Here is a 15,905-nt window from a genome sequence, read left to right as displayed (position 1 = left end):
TTTTTTTTTTTTTTTACCTTACACCTCTTGGTATGTAAGGGCTAGCAATTGTACAAAAGGCTCATACAAAAACAACCTCCCGGCCAAGATATATGGTGGGAGGTGTTTTCATGTGGAATAACCTTGAAACACGACGCATAAACCGCAGACGGGGTGAAAAACCCAAGATTTCTCAAGTGGGTCTTCGGCGAGAATTCAACATGGAGCCGGCAAGTCCCATTACGACACAGGTGCGAAAAGCCAACCGGGCAGATTTCAATTTTAGTGCAGATGCTACAGTGTTTGATGAAGATATATAGACAAATACAAATACAGAGGGAATAAGTCTTTATTTTTGGAGCAAGCTGGGGCTTAAAGGCTAAACCGCAAGGCCAACGCTCTAGCGCATTTTTTGGTCGAGAAAGAGGGAGCAAAAAAAGGTGACCGCGTGGCCGAGGATTGCTAAATTCGCCGATGAAATACCGCGCAATTCATCCGGCAAGGTGCTTACACATGTTGTAAGAGAACGATATGTAAAGGGAGAAGCATAAACAGGAATTAGAAGTTTCGATCTTGTCCCAGAAAAAGTAAATATCAGTGGTTAGCAATAATTAAGGAAGGTTCTATTTCTGACCTTCCTTAATTTATTTGAAATTATTACTTTTCTTCTTCCGCTGCTTCATATTTTGAGGGACAACGGGTGCTGACCTTTTCTGCTTCAAAAATGCCCGATTTCGAATTGTAATAACCTTGTAAAATTATATCGGCTTCCGGATAGTCAAAGTTGTCCGGCATTACACCGTTGTAGACCACCGGCATGGTTGTGTCTTCTTGGAATACTTTAAAGCGGAGTTCGATCTTCTGGCTGTCCCACTGAACACTGGATTGATCTAACTTTCCTTCCGTGACGATGTACTTACCTTCGTAGGCTTCCGGGTTTTCAAGCAGTTCGGATATGGTTACCTGGTAGCCCGAATTGAGACTAAATCCGCTGACTATCAGATAACCGACTGCCAATACCACTATCAAAATGCCGATGGTCATCTTTTTCCCTTTGGTCATAACCGCACCCCCTATCTTAGCTATTAATTATTGTAGTACAAACCGGAGGCACTATCAATAGCAAATGGTGTCGCTTTAAGATGTTTTGTGCTGGTGGGCTCGTTTTTCTGCTTCTTCCGCTTCTTTTTCCACTTCAGCCAGAATTTTTGCTTCCGTTTCATCCATACGAGCTGCCAGGTGGGGCTTAGTTTCCCGGGGTTTAGTGAGCCAGAAGTAAATGCCTCCTCCCAAAAAAAGAAGATAAATAACTGCCACGACTATTAAAATTAGGGTTATTTGTTCCATACGGGTTTCCTCCTCAACTGAAAGTCAGCGTTTGCTGATTATTTTTTATCTTTTGTTATTGGGGCTGTACTTTATACGAATTAGTCCAAAGTGTTATGCTTCTTAATTTAGTATACCTTGAGTGACTTAGGGAAATCATACAAAGGATTCTACGACAAAGGAGGATAACCTGGTGGATTTATTTTCCCATAGCGCGGCCGGATGGCTGTTGGCATATTTTGGTGCCGGCGCCTTCAGGGCGGAAAGTTCCGTGGCAACGGTTCTGGCTAGTTTGCTTCCCGACAGTGATGCCGTGGCTCTTTTCCGGGGGTTAGGAACCTTTTATAAGTATCACCGGAAGGTGACCCATTCTCTGCTCGGTTCTGCCGGCCTGGCCTTTCTGGCTGCGGTTTTAATGCAACTCTGGGTACCTACTTCTTTTGCCGTACTTTTTGGTTTGAGTCTTTTGGGGGCAGGTACTCACCTGTTTTTTGACCTACTGACGCCCAGCGGCATACCTGTTTTCTTTCCTTTTTCCCGGCGTAAGTTCACCATGGACCTGGTTTGGTTCTACGACCCGTGGTTATGGTTCGTGTTTGGAGGTAGTCTAATAGCCCAACTGTTTGGTTGGTGGTTATTATTTTTTGTATCGATCTCTGCACTGCCCCTTTATTTACTTCTCCGAGTTTTCTGCAAGGTGGAAGCAAGACGTTTAGTATCTCAGAAACCAGGTTGGGGAAAGGGAAAAGTCGATGTCTTGCCTGATCTTATCAATCCTTTCTTGTGGTATGCAGTGAAGGTGGGAAAAAGAAGCTATAGTGTGGCCCGGGTCGATTTGTTCAAGGGTGCAGTCCTTGTCGAAGAGGAAGTTTCAAGGCACATCAGTTCTCCGGCAGTGGAACAGACTTTAAATTTTTGCCAGGTGCAGGTTTTTCTCGAACGCTTCCGCTATCCTTATGCCACGATTTCCTGTGCCGAAGGCAAAGTGCAAATCATCTGGTATGATCTCTATTACCGGAGGCAGGGCGGCATCACCGGGGTGCGAATTGACTTGACCAAAAAGAAACACCTTGCTCAGGTTAAGTGGTGTTATGAACCGGTGTTGCCCAAACTTTATCCTAAAAAATTTTTTTACTTTCCCAAAATCTAGCAGGATTTTGCCGCCGAACATAGAATAGTGGTAGTAGGTGGGATAAAGTGGAGCTGTGTACCATATAGTGGGGTGCCTCACATGTTCATGGGGGAGTATCAGCATACTATTGACGATAAAGGTCGACTGACTCTCCCAGCTCGTTTCCGGGAAGGGTTGGGAGACAGTTTCGTAGTTACAAAAGGATTGGATAACTGCCTTTTTGTGTACCCCATGGACGAGTGGAAACAACTGGAACAAAAACTGAAAGCTCTGCCCTTCACTAAGAAAGAAGCTCGGGCTTTCGTCCGTTTCTTTTTTTCCGGTGCAACCGAATGTGGTTTTGACAAACAAGGAAGAATATTATTACCTGCCAACCTTCGGGAATATGCAGGACTGGAGAAAGATGTGGTGATTATTGGAGTTTCTACCCGGGTGGAAATATGGAGCAAGGTGAATTGGGACAAATACAGTAAGGATGCCGAAGCGGATTACGAGGAAATTGCAGAGAACATTGTTGATCTGGATATTCAGCTGTAACTGCCATACAGGTGAGACTGATGGTTGCTTTCGAACATATTCCAGTTATGCTTGAAGAAACAATAGAACTTTTAGCTATTAAACCGGAAGGTATTTATGTAGATTGTACGTTGGGTGGCGGAGGCCATAGCAGGGCCATTTTGGATAAATTGGGTAAACAGGGCCGTTTAATAGCTATAGATCAGGACATGGAAGCCATTGAGGCCTTCAAACCATATAAACAAGGATTTGGAGACCGGGTGAGTTTGGTACACGGTAATTTTGTTGCTTTGAAAGATATTTTACAGCAAATGGGAGTAAAGAAAGTCGACGGTATTTTGTTTGATATAGGGGTTTCTTCACATCAGTTGGATACTCCGGAACGCGGTTTTAGCTACCAGTTAGACGCACCTCTTGATATGCGGATGGATACCACCCGGGAGTTAACTGCGTGGCATATTGTGAACAATTATTCGGAAGCTGACCTGGCTCGAATCATATACGAATACGGTGAAGAACGCTGGGCGCGCAGGATTGCTTCTTTTATCGTACAGGCCCGGAAGAAAAAACCGATCGATACCAGTGGCCAGTTGGTGGAAGTTATTAAAAGGGCAATACCCGCAGGTGCGAGGAAAGTCGGTCCCCATCCCGCCAAACGGACTTTCCAAGCCCTGCGGATTGCAGTTAATAATGAACTGGAGGTTCTTGAGAAAGCCCTGTATCATGCCGTTGAAGTTTTGAAACCATCCGGAAGAGTCTGTGTTATTTCCTTTCATTCCTTGGAAGACAGGATAGTTAAGAAGGTCTTTCGTCAACTCTCTCGTGCCTGTACCTGTCCCCCGGAGCAGCCGATTTGTGTTTGTAAAAGCCGGAAGATAGTGAAAGTGATAACAAAGAAGCCTGTAACTCCATCGCAGGAAGAGGTTAAACGTAATCCCCGTTCCCGGAGTGCCAAGTTGAGAGCAGCGGAGAAGCTGTAGGGGATGGTTCTAAGAAGAAGAAAGGGTGAATAATGTTGTTAGTAGCACCGCGTCCATACAGTCCCAACTGTCCGATGCCACAGCCGTTGCCCCGCCGGAGTAATCAATTGGCTGTAGCTACTTCCAATTATGTCCGTACGGCGGCTATAGGGTTAATTTTGGTCGGATTCATAATCGGTTTGTTGTTGACTTACGAATATGCCCGGCTGGCAGCTACCGGTTATAAGATTACCCGAGTCAAACAAGAAATTGCTGCCCTACAGTCGGCCAATGAAAAATTGCAACTGGAGATCGCCAAGCTTAAATCTCTGGAGCGGATAGAAATTATTGCCACTACCAAGCTGGGTATGGAAAAGCCGCGGGATAAGGTACAACTGGTTTTTATAAATGAATTGGAACCGGCGGTAAGGATGGCACACTACCATAGCGAAGCGGAGGAAAATATGGTTGGGCAAAAAGAAAATCACCCGTTCTTGGCGGCTCTCGTTCGCTTATTCTCCGACTGGGCATTGGGGGCTAAAGCAGTTGAGGCGTCGCAACGGTAGCTCAAAAATTCATAAAGGTTAGTAATGGTTTTGTGGGGAACAGGAGTGAGGGTAAATGAACACAAGCATTACGATCCGAAAGAGGATTGTTATTATTTTTTTTCTACTGGCTTGTGTTCTTTTTAGTTTAATGATAAGGTTGGCATGGATTCAATTTGTCCGGGGTGAGGAGTTACAGGAGAAGGCTCTGGAGATGCGTCTCCGGGAGGTAACGGTAGAAGCCAAACGAGGTATTATCTATGACCGCAAGGGGAGGAAACTTGCGGTAAGTGCCAGTGCCGATTCTATCTATGCCGTGCCGCCGGAGATTAAGCGTTCCGGCCGGGAAAAGGAAATAGCCCGTCAGGTTGCTGCTGTGTTGGAAATATCTCCGGAGGAACTGGAAAAAAAGATAACGGCCAACAGGGCTTTTGTCTGGATTAAAAGGAAGGTAGAAGCTGAGAAAGCCAGAAAGATTAAAGAACTGGATCTACCGGGAATAGAGACGGTGGAAGAAAGCAGGCGCTATTATCCTAAAGGAACTCTTGCGGCCCATATATTAGGTTTCGTCGGTATAGATAATCAGGGCCTGGAAGGACTAGAATTTACCTATGACAAAGTTCTGCGGGGAAAACCGGGACGAATTGTAGTGGAGTATGATGCAGCCGGTAGGGAAATCCCTCAGGCCATGCGCCGCTATATTCCCCCCGAAAACGGCTACAACTTAGTCCTAACCATAGATGAAACTATCCAGTACATCGTGGAAAGGGAATTAGACAGGATAATGAACAGCGAAACCAACCCGGCCAGCGCTACCATAATAGTAATGGATCCCCGTAGCGGCGAAATCCTCGCTTTGGGAAGCCGCCCTGTTTATGATCCGAACAAATACGGCGAATATCCTCAATCTGTTTGGCGCAATATTGCCGTTTCCAATACCTATGAGCCGGGCTCTACTTTTAAGGTGATTACAGCGGCAACAGCCCTTGAAGAAGGGCTCGTTTCTCCTGAAGAGCGCTTTTATGATCCCGGTTACATTAAGGTAGGGAAAGAAATTATTAAATGTTGGCGATATCCGCGAGCCCATGGAAATCAAACTTTCGTGGAAGGCGTACAGAACTCCTGTAATCCTGTTTTCGTTACTATCGGATTGAGGATAGAAGATAAGCAATCTGGGCTCTTTTATGATTATATTAAGGCTTTTGGCTTCGGGCAGGAGACAGGGGTGGATCTCCCGGGGGAAGCAAAAGGAATTATGATTCCTTTAGAGAAATTAAAAAGGATTAATATAGCTACTATAGCTATGGGACAGAGTATTTCCGTTACGCCCATCCAGTTGATAAGCGCTGTAGCTGCTATAGCCAACGGAGGCATTCTTTATCGACCTCATCTGGTACGTCAGATTACGGACCAGGATGGGAACATAGTGAAGCAGTTTGAGCCGGAGCCGATTAGGCAAGTAATATCCCGCGAAACAGCTCGCGAGCTGGCTTCTATTCTGGAAAGGGTAGTAAGCCATGGCACGGGGCGTAACGCTTATATTCCAGGATACCGGGCGGCAGGGAAAACCGGTACCGCCCAGAAAGCCGGTCCCGGCGGGTACCAGCAGGGGAAGTATGTTGCTTCTTTTGTAGGTTTTGCCCCGGCTGATGATCCTCAACTGGTTGTTCTAGTTGTCATTGATGAGCCGAAAGGTTATCCTTATTACGGCGGAACGGTTGCGGCCCCTGTTTTCAAGCGAGTTATGGAGGATAGCTTGAGATACCTGGGGGTTCCGGTACGTTATGATCCAAATGAGCGAGAAAAAATTTCTCAGCCGGCCATGGTAGAGGTTCCTTCAGTGATACGTCTTCCTCTGGATAAGGCCCAGAAAGCTCTCAGGGCAGCGGGGCTGAAAGCCGTAGTCGAGGGGAACGGATCGCTGGTTATAGATCAAACTCCTAAACCTTTGGCAAAAGTAGCAGAGGGTACTACGGTAATTCTTTACGTCGGCTCAGGGAAAGAGAAGGAAGAAACGGTAGTGCCCGATGTTACCGGTAAAAGGTTGAGGGAGGCCGCCCAATTGATGGAGGCTCTGAATCTCAGGATAAATCCACTGGGATACGGCGAGGCGGTAGAACAAGATCCCCGACCGGGAGCCGTAGTCCCGCGGGGTACTACCGTTAAGGTAATATTTAGAGAGATTGAAACGGAAAAAGTTCTAGGACCTTAAAAACCAGAATTGAGTGGGAGTTTTTCTACTTCCGGCTCAGACTCTGTTTTTTCAGAACGGGAAGTTTAAAGGAAGATTCTTCCGTTAATAATAAATCTTGCAGGAATTTTACATTAAGATCCGCCGGGGAGGTTTTTCATGAAAGAGCTTCAGAAGCTGGTACACAAGTTATCTTTCCAATTGCTTCAAGGAAGTTTAAACCAGTACGTAAAGGGAATTCACTATGATTCAAGACAGATAAAAGAGGGTTATCTTTTTGTTGCCATTGAAGGTTTTCGCGTTGACGGGCACCGGTTTATACCGGACGCATTAGAGCGAGGGGCTGTAGCATTGGTTGTGGAAAAGCCCGTTGCCGTGCCGGAAGGAGTTACCTGCCTGCTGGTGAAAGACAGTCGCAGGGCATTGTCTGCTCTTTCTGCCGCTTATTTTGATTATCCTTCCCGTCACCTGAACCTTATCGGAGTAACGGGAACCAACGGTAAAACTACGACCACCCATTTAATTGAAGCGATATTGCAACAGGCAGGAGAAAAGGTGGGTTTATTAGGTACAATTGTTAACCGCATCGGAGACCGGGAACTCCCGGCGGTGCACACCACTCCTGAATCTTTGGATTTGCAGGCCCTTTTGGCGCAGATGGTGGAAGAGGAAGTCGCCTATGCGGTAATGGAAGTATCCTCTCATGCCTTGGCTCTCGACCGGACGGTAGATTGTGAGTACGACGTGGGAGTCTTTACTAATCTATCTCAGGACCATTTGGATTTTCACCAGAATATGCAGGAATATTTGAAGGCCAAAGGTAAGTTGTTCGCGAGTCTGGGAAGCGGGGTGAAGAAGAGGAAGAAATACGCAGTGATTAACGCCGACGACCCTCAGTCAGCTTACCTGCGGCAAATCACTTCGGTACCGGTAGTTACTTACGGGCTCCGAGAGGAATCCGACGTACAGGCTAAGAATATTGATGTCGGTACTAAAGGCGTTCGGTTCCAAGTAGTCTCCCCTTCGGGTGAATTTCCGTTAAATTTAAAACTCACTGGTAAATTTACTGTATATAACGCGTTGGCGGCTGTGGCAGTAGGAATGCAGGAAGGAATTCCGGAGGAAGAAATCAAACAGGCCTTGGAAGGGGTTACCGGTGTGGCCGGCCGGTTTGAGCTGGTCGACTGTGGCCAGGAGTTTGCGGTAGTAGTAGACTACGCCCATACTCCTGACGGATTGAAGAATCTCCTGGAAACAGCCAGAGAAATGACTAAAGGTAGAATCATTACGGTATTCGGCTGCGGTGGAGACCGGGACCGAGGCAAACGTCCTCTGATGGGAGAAGTAGCCGCCCGGTACAGCGATTTTTGTATAGTTACTTCTGATAATCCCCGCAGCGAAGAACCGGAAGCCATTATCCAGGACATAATTCCTGGAGTGGAAAAAATCACTCGCGAAAACTACAAAATAATTGTAGATCGCTATCAGGCCATCCGGGAGGCCATTGCTATGGCTCGGAGGGACGATATGGTGATTATTGCCGGAAAGGGTCATGAAACCTATCAAATAATTCAGGATAAAATACTGCCTTTCGACGACCGGAAGGTGGCAAGAGAAATCTTAAGGGGATACGGTTATGATTCTGATGACGTTTGAAGAAGCCTACCGCGTTATGCGGGGAAAGCTGCTGTCCGGGGATCCGGCGGCTCAGTTCAGGGGAGTTTCTATTGATAGCCGCCAGATTAAACCGGGTGAGTTATTTTTTGCGTTTCCGGGACAGAGAGTTGATGGTCACCAGTTTGTGGTTGAGGCTTTGGGTAAGGGTGCTGCCGGGGCAGTAGTTATGAGAAAAGTACACCGGTGGCCTCAGGATAAAGCCTTAATTCTGGTGGATGATACTCTCAAAGCCTTCCAGAGTCTGTCTCGTTACCACCGCAGGCAATTCGAGATTCCGGTGATTGGCGTTACGGGCAGCAACGGCAAGACTACAACCAAAGATATGATAGCTTCAGTTCTTGCTGAGAGCGGTCCCACGCTAAAGAATTCCGCGAATTTCAATAACGAAATTGGATTGCCTTTAACTATTTTTCACTTATCTTACAGTCATAAGGCTACCGTGCTGGAAATGGCTATGCGGGGTCGGGGCGAGATTGCCGAACTTTGCTATATTGCTCAACCGACAGGAGCAGTAATCACCAACATAGGCCCCGCTCATTATGAGTTACTTGGTTCCTTGGAAAATATTGCCCGGGCCAAGGGTGAATTGCTGGAAGCCATACCTCCCACTGGTTTTGCCGTTTTGAACGGCGAGGACCAGTGGTGTATCCGGTTAGCCTCGCGCTGCCGCGGGAAAGTCCTTTTTTACGGCCGGGGAGATAATGCAGATATCAGGGCTCTGGATGTTCGCCCGGTGACCGGTGAGGGGATGGCTTTTACTGTTCGCGTAGGGACGGATAAGGAGTCTATGTTTATTCCTGTCTTGGGTGAACATAATGTGCTGAACGCCTTGGCGGCGGTGGGCGTCGGATACCAGCTGGGAATGAGCCTTCAGGCTATCGCCCGGGGACTTAAAAAGGTTCGCTTAAGTCCCATGCGGCTGGAGAAGTTTAAAGGAATTAATGACACCATGATAATAAACGACGCCTATAATGCCAATCCGGCATCGACCAAGGCGTCCTTAAAGGTATTACAGCACCTGCGAAAGACGCGGGCAATTGCGGTATTGGGCAATATGCTGGAACTGGGACCTTTAGCCGAACAGGGACATCGGGAAGTGGGAGAAACGGTGGCCGATTTGGGGATTGACTATCTGTTCACGGTAGGAGACCTCGCCGAAAAAATAGCCCGGGGTGCTCTCGAAAGAGGAATGCCGGAGGAAAAAATCCGAGTGTGCCGGGATAACCAGGAGGCGTGGCAGGGTTTACAGCAATTATTGCGGCCTGGAGATGTAGTTCTGATTAAAGGTTCCCGGGGCATGAAAATGGAGGAGATCGCCGATAGGCTGAGGGCAGAGTAGGTGATACGAGGATGAAAGCGATTATCGTTGCCTTTGGGCTTTCAGGAATTATTACCCTGATTTTAGGACCTGTAATCATTCCCTGGTTGCAACGGTTAAGGGTGGGTCAGAGCATTCGAACCGACGGACCCCGTACTCATTTAACCAAAGCCGGAACTCCTACTATGGGAGGGATTTTGTTCCTGGCCGCTATAGTGATAACTACTGTGGTATTGAAAGGGGATGACCCTGCTGCCCTCTTGGTACTGGCGACTACCTTGGGTTACGCGGGTATCGGTTTTACTGATGATTTTATTAAAGTTGTCTTAAGAAGACCCTTAGGACTAAAAGCGCGCCATAAGCTTACGGCGCAGGTGATCATGGCGTTAGCCCTAGCCATTGTGTCTATGGCCATGGGAAGAGGAACGGAAATTGTTGTGCCTCTATTAGGTTTTCACTGGAATTTAAGTTGGTTTTATCCCATTTTTGCTACTTTAGTGTTAGTGAGTACCAGCAACGCGGTCAACCTCACGGATGGATTGGACGGTCTGGCTGCCGGGGTAACTGCCTTTGCTTCTTTAGCTTACGTACTAATCGCGCTTATGGTGGACAAGACGGGGTTGGCCGTTTTTGCTGCCGCCGTTGCCGGCGGCTGTATAGGCTTTTTGCGGTTTAACGCCCACCCGGCACGCGTTTTCATGGGAGACACCGGATCTTTAGCTCTGGGTGCAGCTTTGGGATCTCTGGCCGTATTAACGGGTACTGAACTGGTACTACCTGTTGTAGGAGGCGTTTTTGTTGCCGAATCCCTGTCGGTGATAATACAAGTTATTTCTTTTCGTTTAACCGGTAAACGGGTATTTCGTATGAGCCCTCTGCATCACCATTTTGAGCTTTCTGGATGGAAGGAAAAAGAAATAGTGAACGGTTTTTGGTTGGCAGGCGTTTTACTGGCGGTTCTGGGCATCCTATTTATGTACAATTTGGGTTAGAAAGGAAGAAACTTATGAACTGGAAAGGGAAAAAAGTTTTAGTTATAGGCATGGGTCATAGCGGTTTGGCTGCCGCTCGGGTCTTACATGAAGAGGGTGCTCAAATTACACTTACCGATATAAAAAGGAAAGAGGAGCTGGTCCAGGCTATCCAGAGTATTGAAGACTTGCCGGTACGGTTAGAGTTGGGCGCCTATCCGGAGGTGAACATGGAAAATACGGATGTAGTTATAATCAGCCCGGGTGTACCCTTAAGCATTGCTCCGGTTCAGCAGGCCCGGGCCTCTCGCATACCAGTCTGGAGTGAAATAGAAGCCGCCTATCGTTTCCTTGAAGGGCCGGTGGTAGCCATTACTGGTACTAATGGTAAGACGACGACTACCGCCTTAGTAGGCGAGATGTTCAAGGACGCGGGAAGACCGGTATTAGTGGCGGGGAATATTGGCATTCCCCTTATCCGGGAGGCCCGTTCCACAAATTCGGACACGGTAATTGTGGTGGAAGCCAGCAGTTTTCAGCTGGAAACCATAGACCGTTTTCGTCCCCGAGTGGCGGTCATCCTGAATATTACACCTGATCATCTGGACCGCCATCTTACTTTGGAAAAGTATATCCAAGCCAAAGCGAGGATTTTTGAGAACCAAAGTTCTTCGGATTTTACCATTCTAAATTACGATGATGAGAGAGTAAGATCCTTGGCCTCCAAAACACCGGGAAGAGTGATATTTTTCAGCCGGCAGCATATGCTAGAACCGGGAGTGTACGTACAGGACGGCAACGTGGTAGTGGCAATAGAGGGTAAAAAAGAAGTAGTCTGCCCAGCCGAAGAAATAAACATCAAGGGAAGTCATAATTTAGAGAACGCTTTGGCCGGGGTGGCAGCGGGAAGCGCCATGGGGCTTGCTGTCGACAGCATTGCCCGTACTTTACGGACTTTTCCGGGAGTGGCCCATCGCCTGGAGTTTGTGGCTGAGTTTGGCGGAGTAAAGTATATTAACGATTCCAAAGGGACTAACCCGGATGCTGCCATAAAGGCACTGGAAGCATATGCGGAGCCTGTTGTATTAATTGCAGGCGGTAAGAACAAGGGCAGTGACTTTTCATCGTTGGCCATAAAAATTAAAGAGAAAGTTAGAGCGTTGGTCCTGGTGGGCGAGGCTGCCGGAAACATTCAGGAAGCAGTAGAAAAGGTAGGGTTTAAGAATTTTTACCGGGTGGATACTTTTGAAGAAGCGGTCAAAACGGCGGCGTCCCTGGCCCTTCCGGGAGATGTGGTTCTGCTTTCACCGGCCTGTGCCAGTTGGGATATGTTTAGAAGTTATGAAGAGAGAGGAGAAAGATTTAAGAGTTTGGTAATGCAGTTAAAAGCCGGTATGGATGAGGGTAGAAAACCAGACTGAAAAGTTGTGGCCGGAGAAAGCTAAGGGGGGTTATCCGTGGCACGGCAGAAGAGACCACCGGATTTTATTATATTTTTAACTACCCTTTTATTATTGGGGCTGGGAATTATTATGGTTTTTAGCGCCAGCGCTTATTCTGCGTTGTTGTATAACAATGATATGTTTTATTACCTTAAAAAGCAGTTAACCTGGGCCTTGCTAGGCCTCGGGGCCATGGCTGTAGCCATGCACATACCTTATTTTCGTTTGCGCAAATATGCCGGATTCTTTTTGATAATAGCTTTTGGGTTATTAATATTGGTATTGACGGGTGCCGGTATCACCCACAAGGGTTCTAGCCGGTGGTTAGGTATTGGTTCGCTTTCTTTTCAGCCTTCTGAATTGACCAAGCTGGTTATGGTTATATACATGGCTCATAGTTTAAGTCAACATCAGGATAAAATGAAATCATTTACCAAAGGCGTTTTACCTCATTTAGGCATTTTAGCAGCAGTCTGTCTTTTAATTTTGGCCCAGCCGGATTTGGGTACGGCGGTGGCCATCGCGGGAACTAGTTATTTAATGATGTTAATAGCCGGTGCCCGCTGGAGCCACATGGGACTGCTGGCGATTGCCGGGATAGCTCTGGTGGCGGCGGCGATAGCAGCCGCTCCTTACCGGATGGAAAGATTCACGGCTTTTCTCAACCCCTGGCTGGATCCTACTGGATCGGGTTTTCAGACCATTCAATCGCTCCTGGCCCTCGGTTCCGGGGGGCCGTTTGGCCTGGGACTGGGAAGGGGGCGGCAAAAATTGTTATTTGTTCCTGAGAGGCATACTGATTTTATTTATGCTATATTAGGAGAAGAATTAGGTTTTTTGGGAGCTTCTTTGGTAATAGTACTTTTCTTCCTGTTTCTATGGCGCGGGCTGCGGGTGGCCGTCACTGCCCGGGATACCTACGGCAGTCTACTGGCCGCTGGTATTACTTGTATGATTGCCTTACAGGCTGTTATCAATATTGGAGTGGTGACCGGTTCCCTTCCCGTAACCGGTATTACGCTGCCTTTCATCAGTTATGGAGGGTCTTCATTGGTATTTACTCTGGCCGGCGTGGGGATTTTGTTGAATGTTTCTCGTTATTGCTCGTTGCGTTAGGAATAACCATGGGACAAGCGTGTAGCCTAAGAATCAAAGTTATGTTAACATATGAAGGGTGTGAACATATTGCGGGTTTTGGTGACCGGTGGTGGAACAGGTGGTCATGTTTACCCGGCCATAAGTATTATTCGGGGTTTACAAAAAAAGCTTTCCCAGGTTGAGGTTCTTTACGTAGGTACCCGAAGGGGACTTGAAGCGGATATAGTACCCAAGGAAGGGATTCCCTTTCGTACCATCACCGTAACCGGCCTGGAAAGGAAATTATCTTGGCGTGCAGTGACCACAGTTTGCAAAGGAATAACGGGAATGGTCCAAGCGCGGCAACTTTTAAAGCAGTTCCGACCGGATGTGGTAATTGGAACCGGAGGATACGTCAGCGGTCCGGTCGTATTATTAGCTGCCTTAATGGGATATCCGACCCTGTTACATGAGCAAAATGCTTTGCCCGGGCTTACCAACCGATGGTTAGCACGTTTTGTAGATGTTATATGTGTGACTTTTCCCGACTCTTTGGCTTACTTTCCGGAGAAGAAAGGGAGAGTTACCGGGCTCCCGGTACGGCCGGAGATATTACGAGTAACAAGGGATGAGGGCATTAAGAAATTAGGCTTGGATTTTCGAAAAAAAACCTTGCTAGCTCTCGGGGGAAGCCGGGGGGCCAGAAGCATTAACCGGGCCATGTTGTCGGTAGTCCAGAAATACTTGGCTAGTGAAGCTTTACAGATTATACATGTTACCGGCAGAGACGGATACCAGGAAACTATGGCGGGACTGGAGAGGTTGGGTATAGATGTGGTTAATTCTGGGAATATTACCATTAAACCCTACCTATACCATATAGAATATGCGCTGGCGGCTGCTGATTTAGTAGTAGCCAGGGCAGGAGCCGCTTTCCTGGCAGAAATGATGATAAAAGGCATTCCCGGTATTTTAATTCCTTATCCGTATGCGGCAGAAAATCATCAGGAATTCAATGCTCGCTCCCTTGAGCGACAGGGGGCAGCAGTGGTGATACCTGACGTGGAACTTAACGGGCAAAGGCTTCTGGCTACGGTGGAGAATTTAATGGCAGATCAGGAACGGTTGCGGCGTATGTCGGAAAGGTGTCGTCAATTGGGCAAACCCGGTGCGCTCGAAGATATAGTTAATGCCGTAATGGAATTAGCTGGTGGCAAGTCCAAAAGAGAATAGTAAAGAAAAATATATTTTGTAATTTGATGTAACTCTTTGAGAAGGTCCGGCATATAATGGGGATGTGTAAGCCGGGGTATCTCAAAATCTCAGCCAGTAAGTCTTGTTGCATCAAGAAGGAGTTGAGAGCCTGTGCAGAAATCCAACGGCTGGATTCATTTTGTTGGTATTGGCGGAGCCGGTATGAGCGGTATTGCTAAGATTTTGCTGGAACTGGGCTATCAGGTTTCAGGATCGGACCTGCGAGCATCAGATATTACCCAGAGGTTGGAAAAATTAGGGGCTAGAGTCTATATCGGACACAGGCCGGACAACGTGGCAGATAATGTGACTCGAGTGGTGGTTTCCTCCGCCATTCCTGTGGATAACCCGGAAATTCAAAAGGCAAAGGATTGTGGTATCCCGGTTATGCAGCGGGCGGAGATGTTGGGCTGGCTGATGCAGCGGCAAAAGGGTATCGCTGTAGCGGGAGCCCACGGCAAGACCACAACTACCTCCATGATTTCTTTGGTACTGGAAAGAAATGGACTCGACCCAACTTTGGTGGTGGGGGGAGAGGTTTACGATATCGGGTGTAATGCCAAACTGGGACGGGGAGAATATCTGGTAGCGGAAGCTGACGAGAGCGACGGGTCCTTCTTAAAGCTAAAGCCTGAAGTAGCGGTAGTAACCAATGTAGAAAATGACCATTTAGATTATTACGGTAGTTTCGAGCGCATATTGGAAGCTTTTACTCGATTCGTAAAGTTAGTACCCTCCCACGGTTTTGCACTGCTGTGTACTGACGATAGAAATTTAAACAAACTGGCTTCTTCGGCAGGAGTTCCCTGTCTAACTTATGGTCTTAAAGGAAATCCGGATTTTCAGGCGGCTAATGTGATAAAGAACGGATTTGAAACTACAGCCGACATCCTGTACCAAGGAAAAAAAATAGGTAAAGTGGAACTTCAAATTCCAGGAGTGCATAATATAATTAATGCCCTGGCGGCTGTTGCCGTAGGAATGAAGTTAGGAATACCTTTTTCTGGAATAGCGGAAGCTTTAAAAACTTTCCGGGGGGTACAGAGGCGCTTCCAGTTGACCGGTGAGGTTAACGGTGTACGGGTAGTGGATGATTATGCCCACCATCCTACGGAGTTAAAGGCGACCTTGCAAGCGGCCCGTCAGACAGGGCCCCGGAGAGTTATTGCCGTTTTCCAGCCTCACCGCTACACCAGAACCAAGTTTCTGCACAAGGAGTTTGGCGCAGCTTTTTCCAAGGCAGACCTGGTTATTGTAAATCAAATTTACAGTGCCGGAGAGAAACCTATACCGGGTGTCAGCGCCGAATTAATAGTGGAAGCTATTCGGGAGGCCGGGCAGAATGTGCTCTATTTTGAACACCAGGAAGATATCGTGGATTTCCTGGCCGAGCATCATTACCCCGGCGACCTGATTCTTACTCTGGGAGCAGGGAATATTTGGAAGACGGGAGTGGAACTAGTGAAGCGACTGCAGAGCTTAAGTCAAACTTCAACCGCAACCCGTTAACTACGGGCC

At 47.5% G+C, this 15,905-nt stretch carries 15 protein-coding genes; 13 read left to right on the top strand and 2 right to left on the bottom strand.

The window, feature by feature from the left end; genetic code table 11:
• Window positions 1-110 precede the first annotated feature (110 nt).
• Window positions 111-299, top strand: coding sequence for a hypothetical protein (locus KKC1_RS05935; protein ID WP_088553566.1), 189 nt, complete (start codon window positions 111-113; stop codon window positions 297-299).
• Window positions 300-636: 337 nt separating this feature from the next.
• On the opposite strand, the gene KKC1_RS05930 is transcribed toward KKC1_RS05935, so the two are convergent.
• A complete protein-coding gene (locus tag KKC1_RS05930) occupies window positions 637-1,041 on the bottom strand; it encodes a cytochrome c maturation protein CcmE (RefSeq protein WP_088553565.1) in 405 nt (134 codons plus the stop codon).
• A gap of 75 nt (window positions 1,042-1,116) precedes the next feature.
• Window positions 1,117-1,326 (bottom strand): hypothetical protein, encoded by a 210-nt coding sequence (locus KKC1_RS05925; RefSeq protein WP_088553564.1) that lies wholly within the window; start codon window positions 1,324-1,326, stop codon window positions 1,117-1,119.
• 172 nt (window positions 1,327-1,498) lie between these two features.
• Here KKC1_RS05925 and KKC1_RS05920 point away from each other — a divergent pair, with 172 nt between their 5' ends.
• From KKC1_RS05920 to murC, 12 genes are all read left to right on the top strand, one after another.
• Window positions 1,499-2,455, top strand: coding sequence for a metal-dependent hydrolase (locus KKC1_RS05920; protein WP_192868108.1), 957 nt, complete (start codon window positions 1,499-1,501; stop codon window positions 2,453-2,455).
• Window positions 2,456-2,536: 81 nt separating this feature from the next.
• Window positions 2,537-2,974 carry a division/cell wall cluster transcriptional repressor MraZ gene (gene mraZ, locus KKC1_RS05915; protein WP_088553562.1) on the top strand — a complete coding sequence of 146 codons (438 nt, stop codon included), beginning with the start codon at window positions 2,537-2,539 and terminating at the stop codon, window positions 2,972-2,974.
• Between the two features lie 20 nt (window positions 2,975-2,994).
• On the top strand, window positions 2,995-3,933 hold the full coding sequence (gene rsmH / locus KKC1_RS05910) for a 16S rRNA (cytosine(1402)-N(4))-methyltransferase RsmH (RefSeq protein ID WP_088553561.1): 939 nt from the start codon (window positions 2,995-2,997) through the stop codon (window positions 3,931-3,933).
• Window positions 3,934-3,968: 35 nt separating this feature from the next.
• Complete coding sequence (ftsL, locus tag KKC1_RS05905) at window positions 3,969-4,478, top strand: cell division protein FtsL (RefSeq protein ID WP_192868107.1); 510 nt, start codon at window positions 3,969-3,971, stop codon at window positions 4,476-4,478.
• Between the two features lie 55 nt (window positions 4,479-4,533).
• Complete coding sequence (locus KKC1_RS05900; protein WP_088553559.1) at window positions 4,534-6,669, top strand: stage V sporulation protein D; 2,136 nt, start codon at window positions 4,534-4,536, stop codon at window positions 6,667-6,669.
• A 138-nt stretch (window positions 6,670-6,807) separates the two neighbouring features.
• On the top strand, window positions 6,808-8,304 hold the full coding sequence (locus KKC1_RS05895; RefSeq protein ID WP_088553558.1) for a UDP-N-acetylmuramoyl-L-alanyl-D-glutamate--2,6-diaminopimelate ligase: 1,497 nt from the start codon (window positions 6,808-6,810) through the stop codon (window positions 8,302-8,304).
• Window positions 8,285-9,664, top strand: coding sequence for a UDP-N-acetylmuramoyl-tripeptide--D-alanyl-D-alanine ligase (locus KKC1_RS05890; protein ID WP_088553557.1), 1,380 nt, complete (start codon window positions 8,285-8,287; stop codon window positions 9,662-9,664). The genes KKC1_RS05895 and KKC1_RS05890 overlap by 20 nt, the downstream gene beginning before the upstream one ends.
• A gap of 11 nt (window positions 9,665-9,675) precedes the next feature.
• Window positions 9,676-10,635: a phospho-N-acetylmuramoyl-pentapeptide-transferase gene (gene mraY / locus KKC1_RS05885; protein ID WP_088553556.1), complete on the top strand. Its 960-nt coding sequence runs from the start codon at window positions 9,676-9,678 to the stop codon at window positions 10,633-10,635.
• Window positions 10,636-10,649: 14 nt separating this feature from the next.
• Entirely contained in the window at window positions 10,650-12,035 is a 1,386-nt protein-coding gene (gene murD, locus KKC1_RS05880; protein WP_088553555.1) for a UDP-N-acetylmuramoyl-L-alanine--D-glutamate ligase, read from the top strand.
• Between the two features lie 36 nt (window positions 12,036-12,071).
• Entirely contained in the window at window positions 12,072-13,172 is a 1,101-nt protein-coding gene (gene spoVE, locus KKC1_RS05875; RefSeq protein ID WP_088553554.1) for a stage V sporulation protein E, read from the top strand.
• Between the two features lie 69 nt (window positions 13,173-13,241).
• Window positions 13,242-14,366 carry an undecaprenyldiphospho-muramoylpentapeptide beta-N-acetylglucosaminyltransferase gene (murG, locus tag KKC1_RS05870; RefSeq protein ID WP_088553553.1) on the top strand — a complete coding sequence of 375 codons (1,125 nt, stop codon included), beginning with the start codon at window positions 13,242-13,244 and terminating at the stop codon, window positions 14,364-14,366.
• 132 nt (window positions 14,367-14,498) lie between these two features.
• Window positions 14,499-15,896 (top strand): UDP-N-acetylmuramate--L-alanine ligase, encoded by a 1,398-nt coding sequence (gene murC / locus KKC1_RS05865; RefSeq protein ID WP_238134218.1) that lies wholly within the window; start codon window positions 14,499-14,501, stop codon window positions 15,894-15,896.
• The last annotated feature ends 9 nt before the right edge of the window (window positions 15,897-15,905 follow it).

Source organism: Calderihabitans maritimus (assembly GCF_002207765.1).
GTDB lineage: Bacteria > Bacillota > KKC1 > Calderihabitantales > Calderihabitantaceae > Calderihabitans > Calderihabitans maritimus.
Note: the sequence above shows the minus strand (reverse complement) of the source record. Positions and strands in the feature narration are given on the sequence as shown.

What these genes read in the sequence shown, in the direction of transcription:
- KKC1_RS05890 (WP_088553557.1), top strand. Translation starts at nt 8,285, where the DNA reads ATGATTCTGATGACGTTTGAAGAAGCCTACCGCGTTATGCGGGGAAAG.
- mraZ (WP_088553562.1), top strand. Translation starts at nt 2,537, where the DNA reads ATGTTCATGGGGGAGTATCAGCATACTATTGACGATAAAGGTCGACTG.
- KKC1_RS05930 (WP_088553565.1), bottom strand. Translation starts at nt 1,041, where the DNA reads ATGACCAAAGGGAAAAAGATGACCATCGGCATTTTGATAGTGGTATTG.
- KKC1_RS05935 (WP_088553566.1), top strand. Translation starts at nt 111, where the DNA reads ATGTGGAATAACCTTGAAACACGACGCATAAACCGCAGACGGGGTGAA.
- mraY (WP_088553556.1), top strand. Translation starts at nt 9,676, where the DNA reads ATGAAAGCGATTATCGTTGCCTTTGGGCTTTCAGGAATTATTACCCTG.
- murD (WP_088553555.1), top strand. Translation starts at nt 10,650, where the DNA reads ATGAACTGGAAAGGGAAAAAAGTTTTAGTTATAGGCATGGGTCATAGC.
- KKC1_RS05925 (WP_088553564.1), bottom strand. Translation starts at nt 1,326, where the DNA reads ATGGAACAAATAACCCTAATTTTAATAGTCGTGGCAGTTATTTATCTT.
- KKC1_RS05895 (WP_088553558.1), top strand. Translation starts at nt 6,808, where the DNA reads ATGAAAGAGCTTCAGAAGCTGGTACACAAGTTATCTTTCCAATTGCTT.
- KKC1_RS05900 (WP_088553559.1), top strand. Translation starts at nt 4,534, where the DNA reads ATGAACACAAGCATTACGATCCGAAAGAGGATTGTTATTATTTTTTTT.
- rsmH (WP_088553561.1), top strand. Translation starts at nt 2,995, where the DNA reads ATGGTTGCTTTCGAACATATTCCAGTTATGCTTGAAGAAACAATAGAA.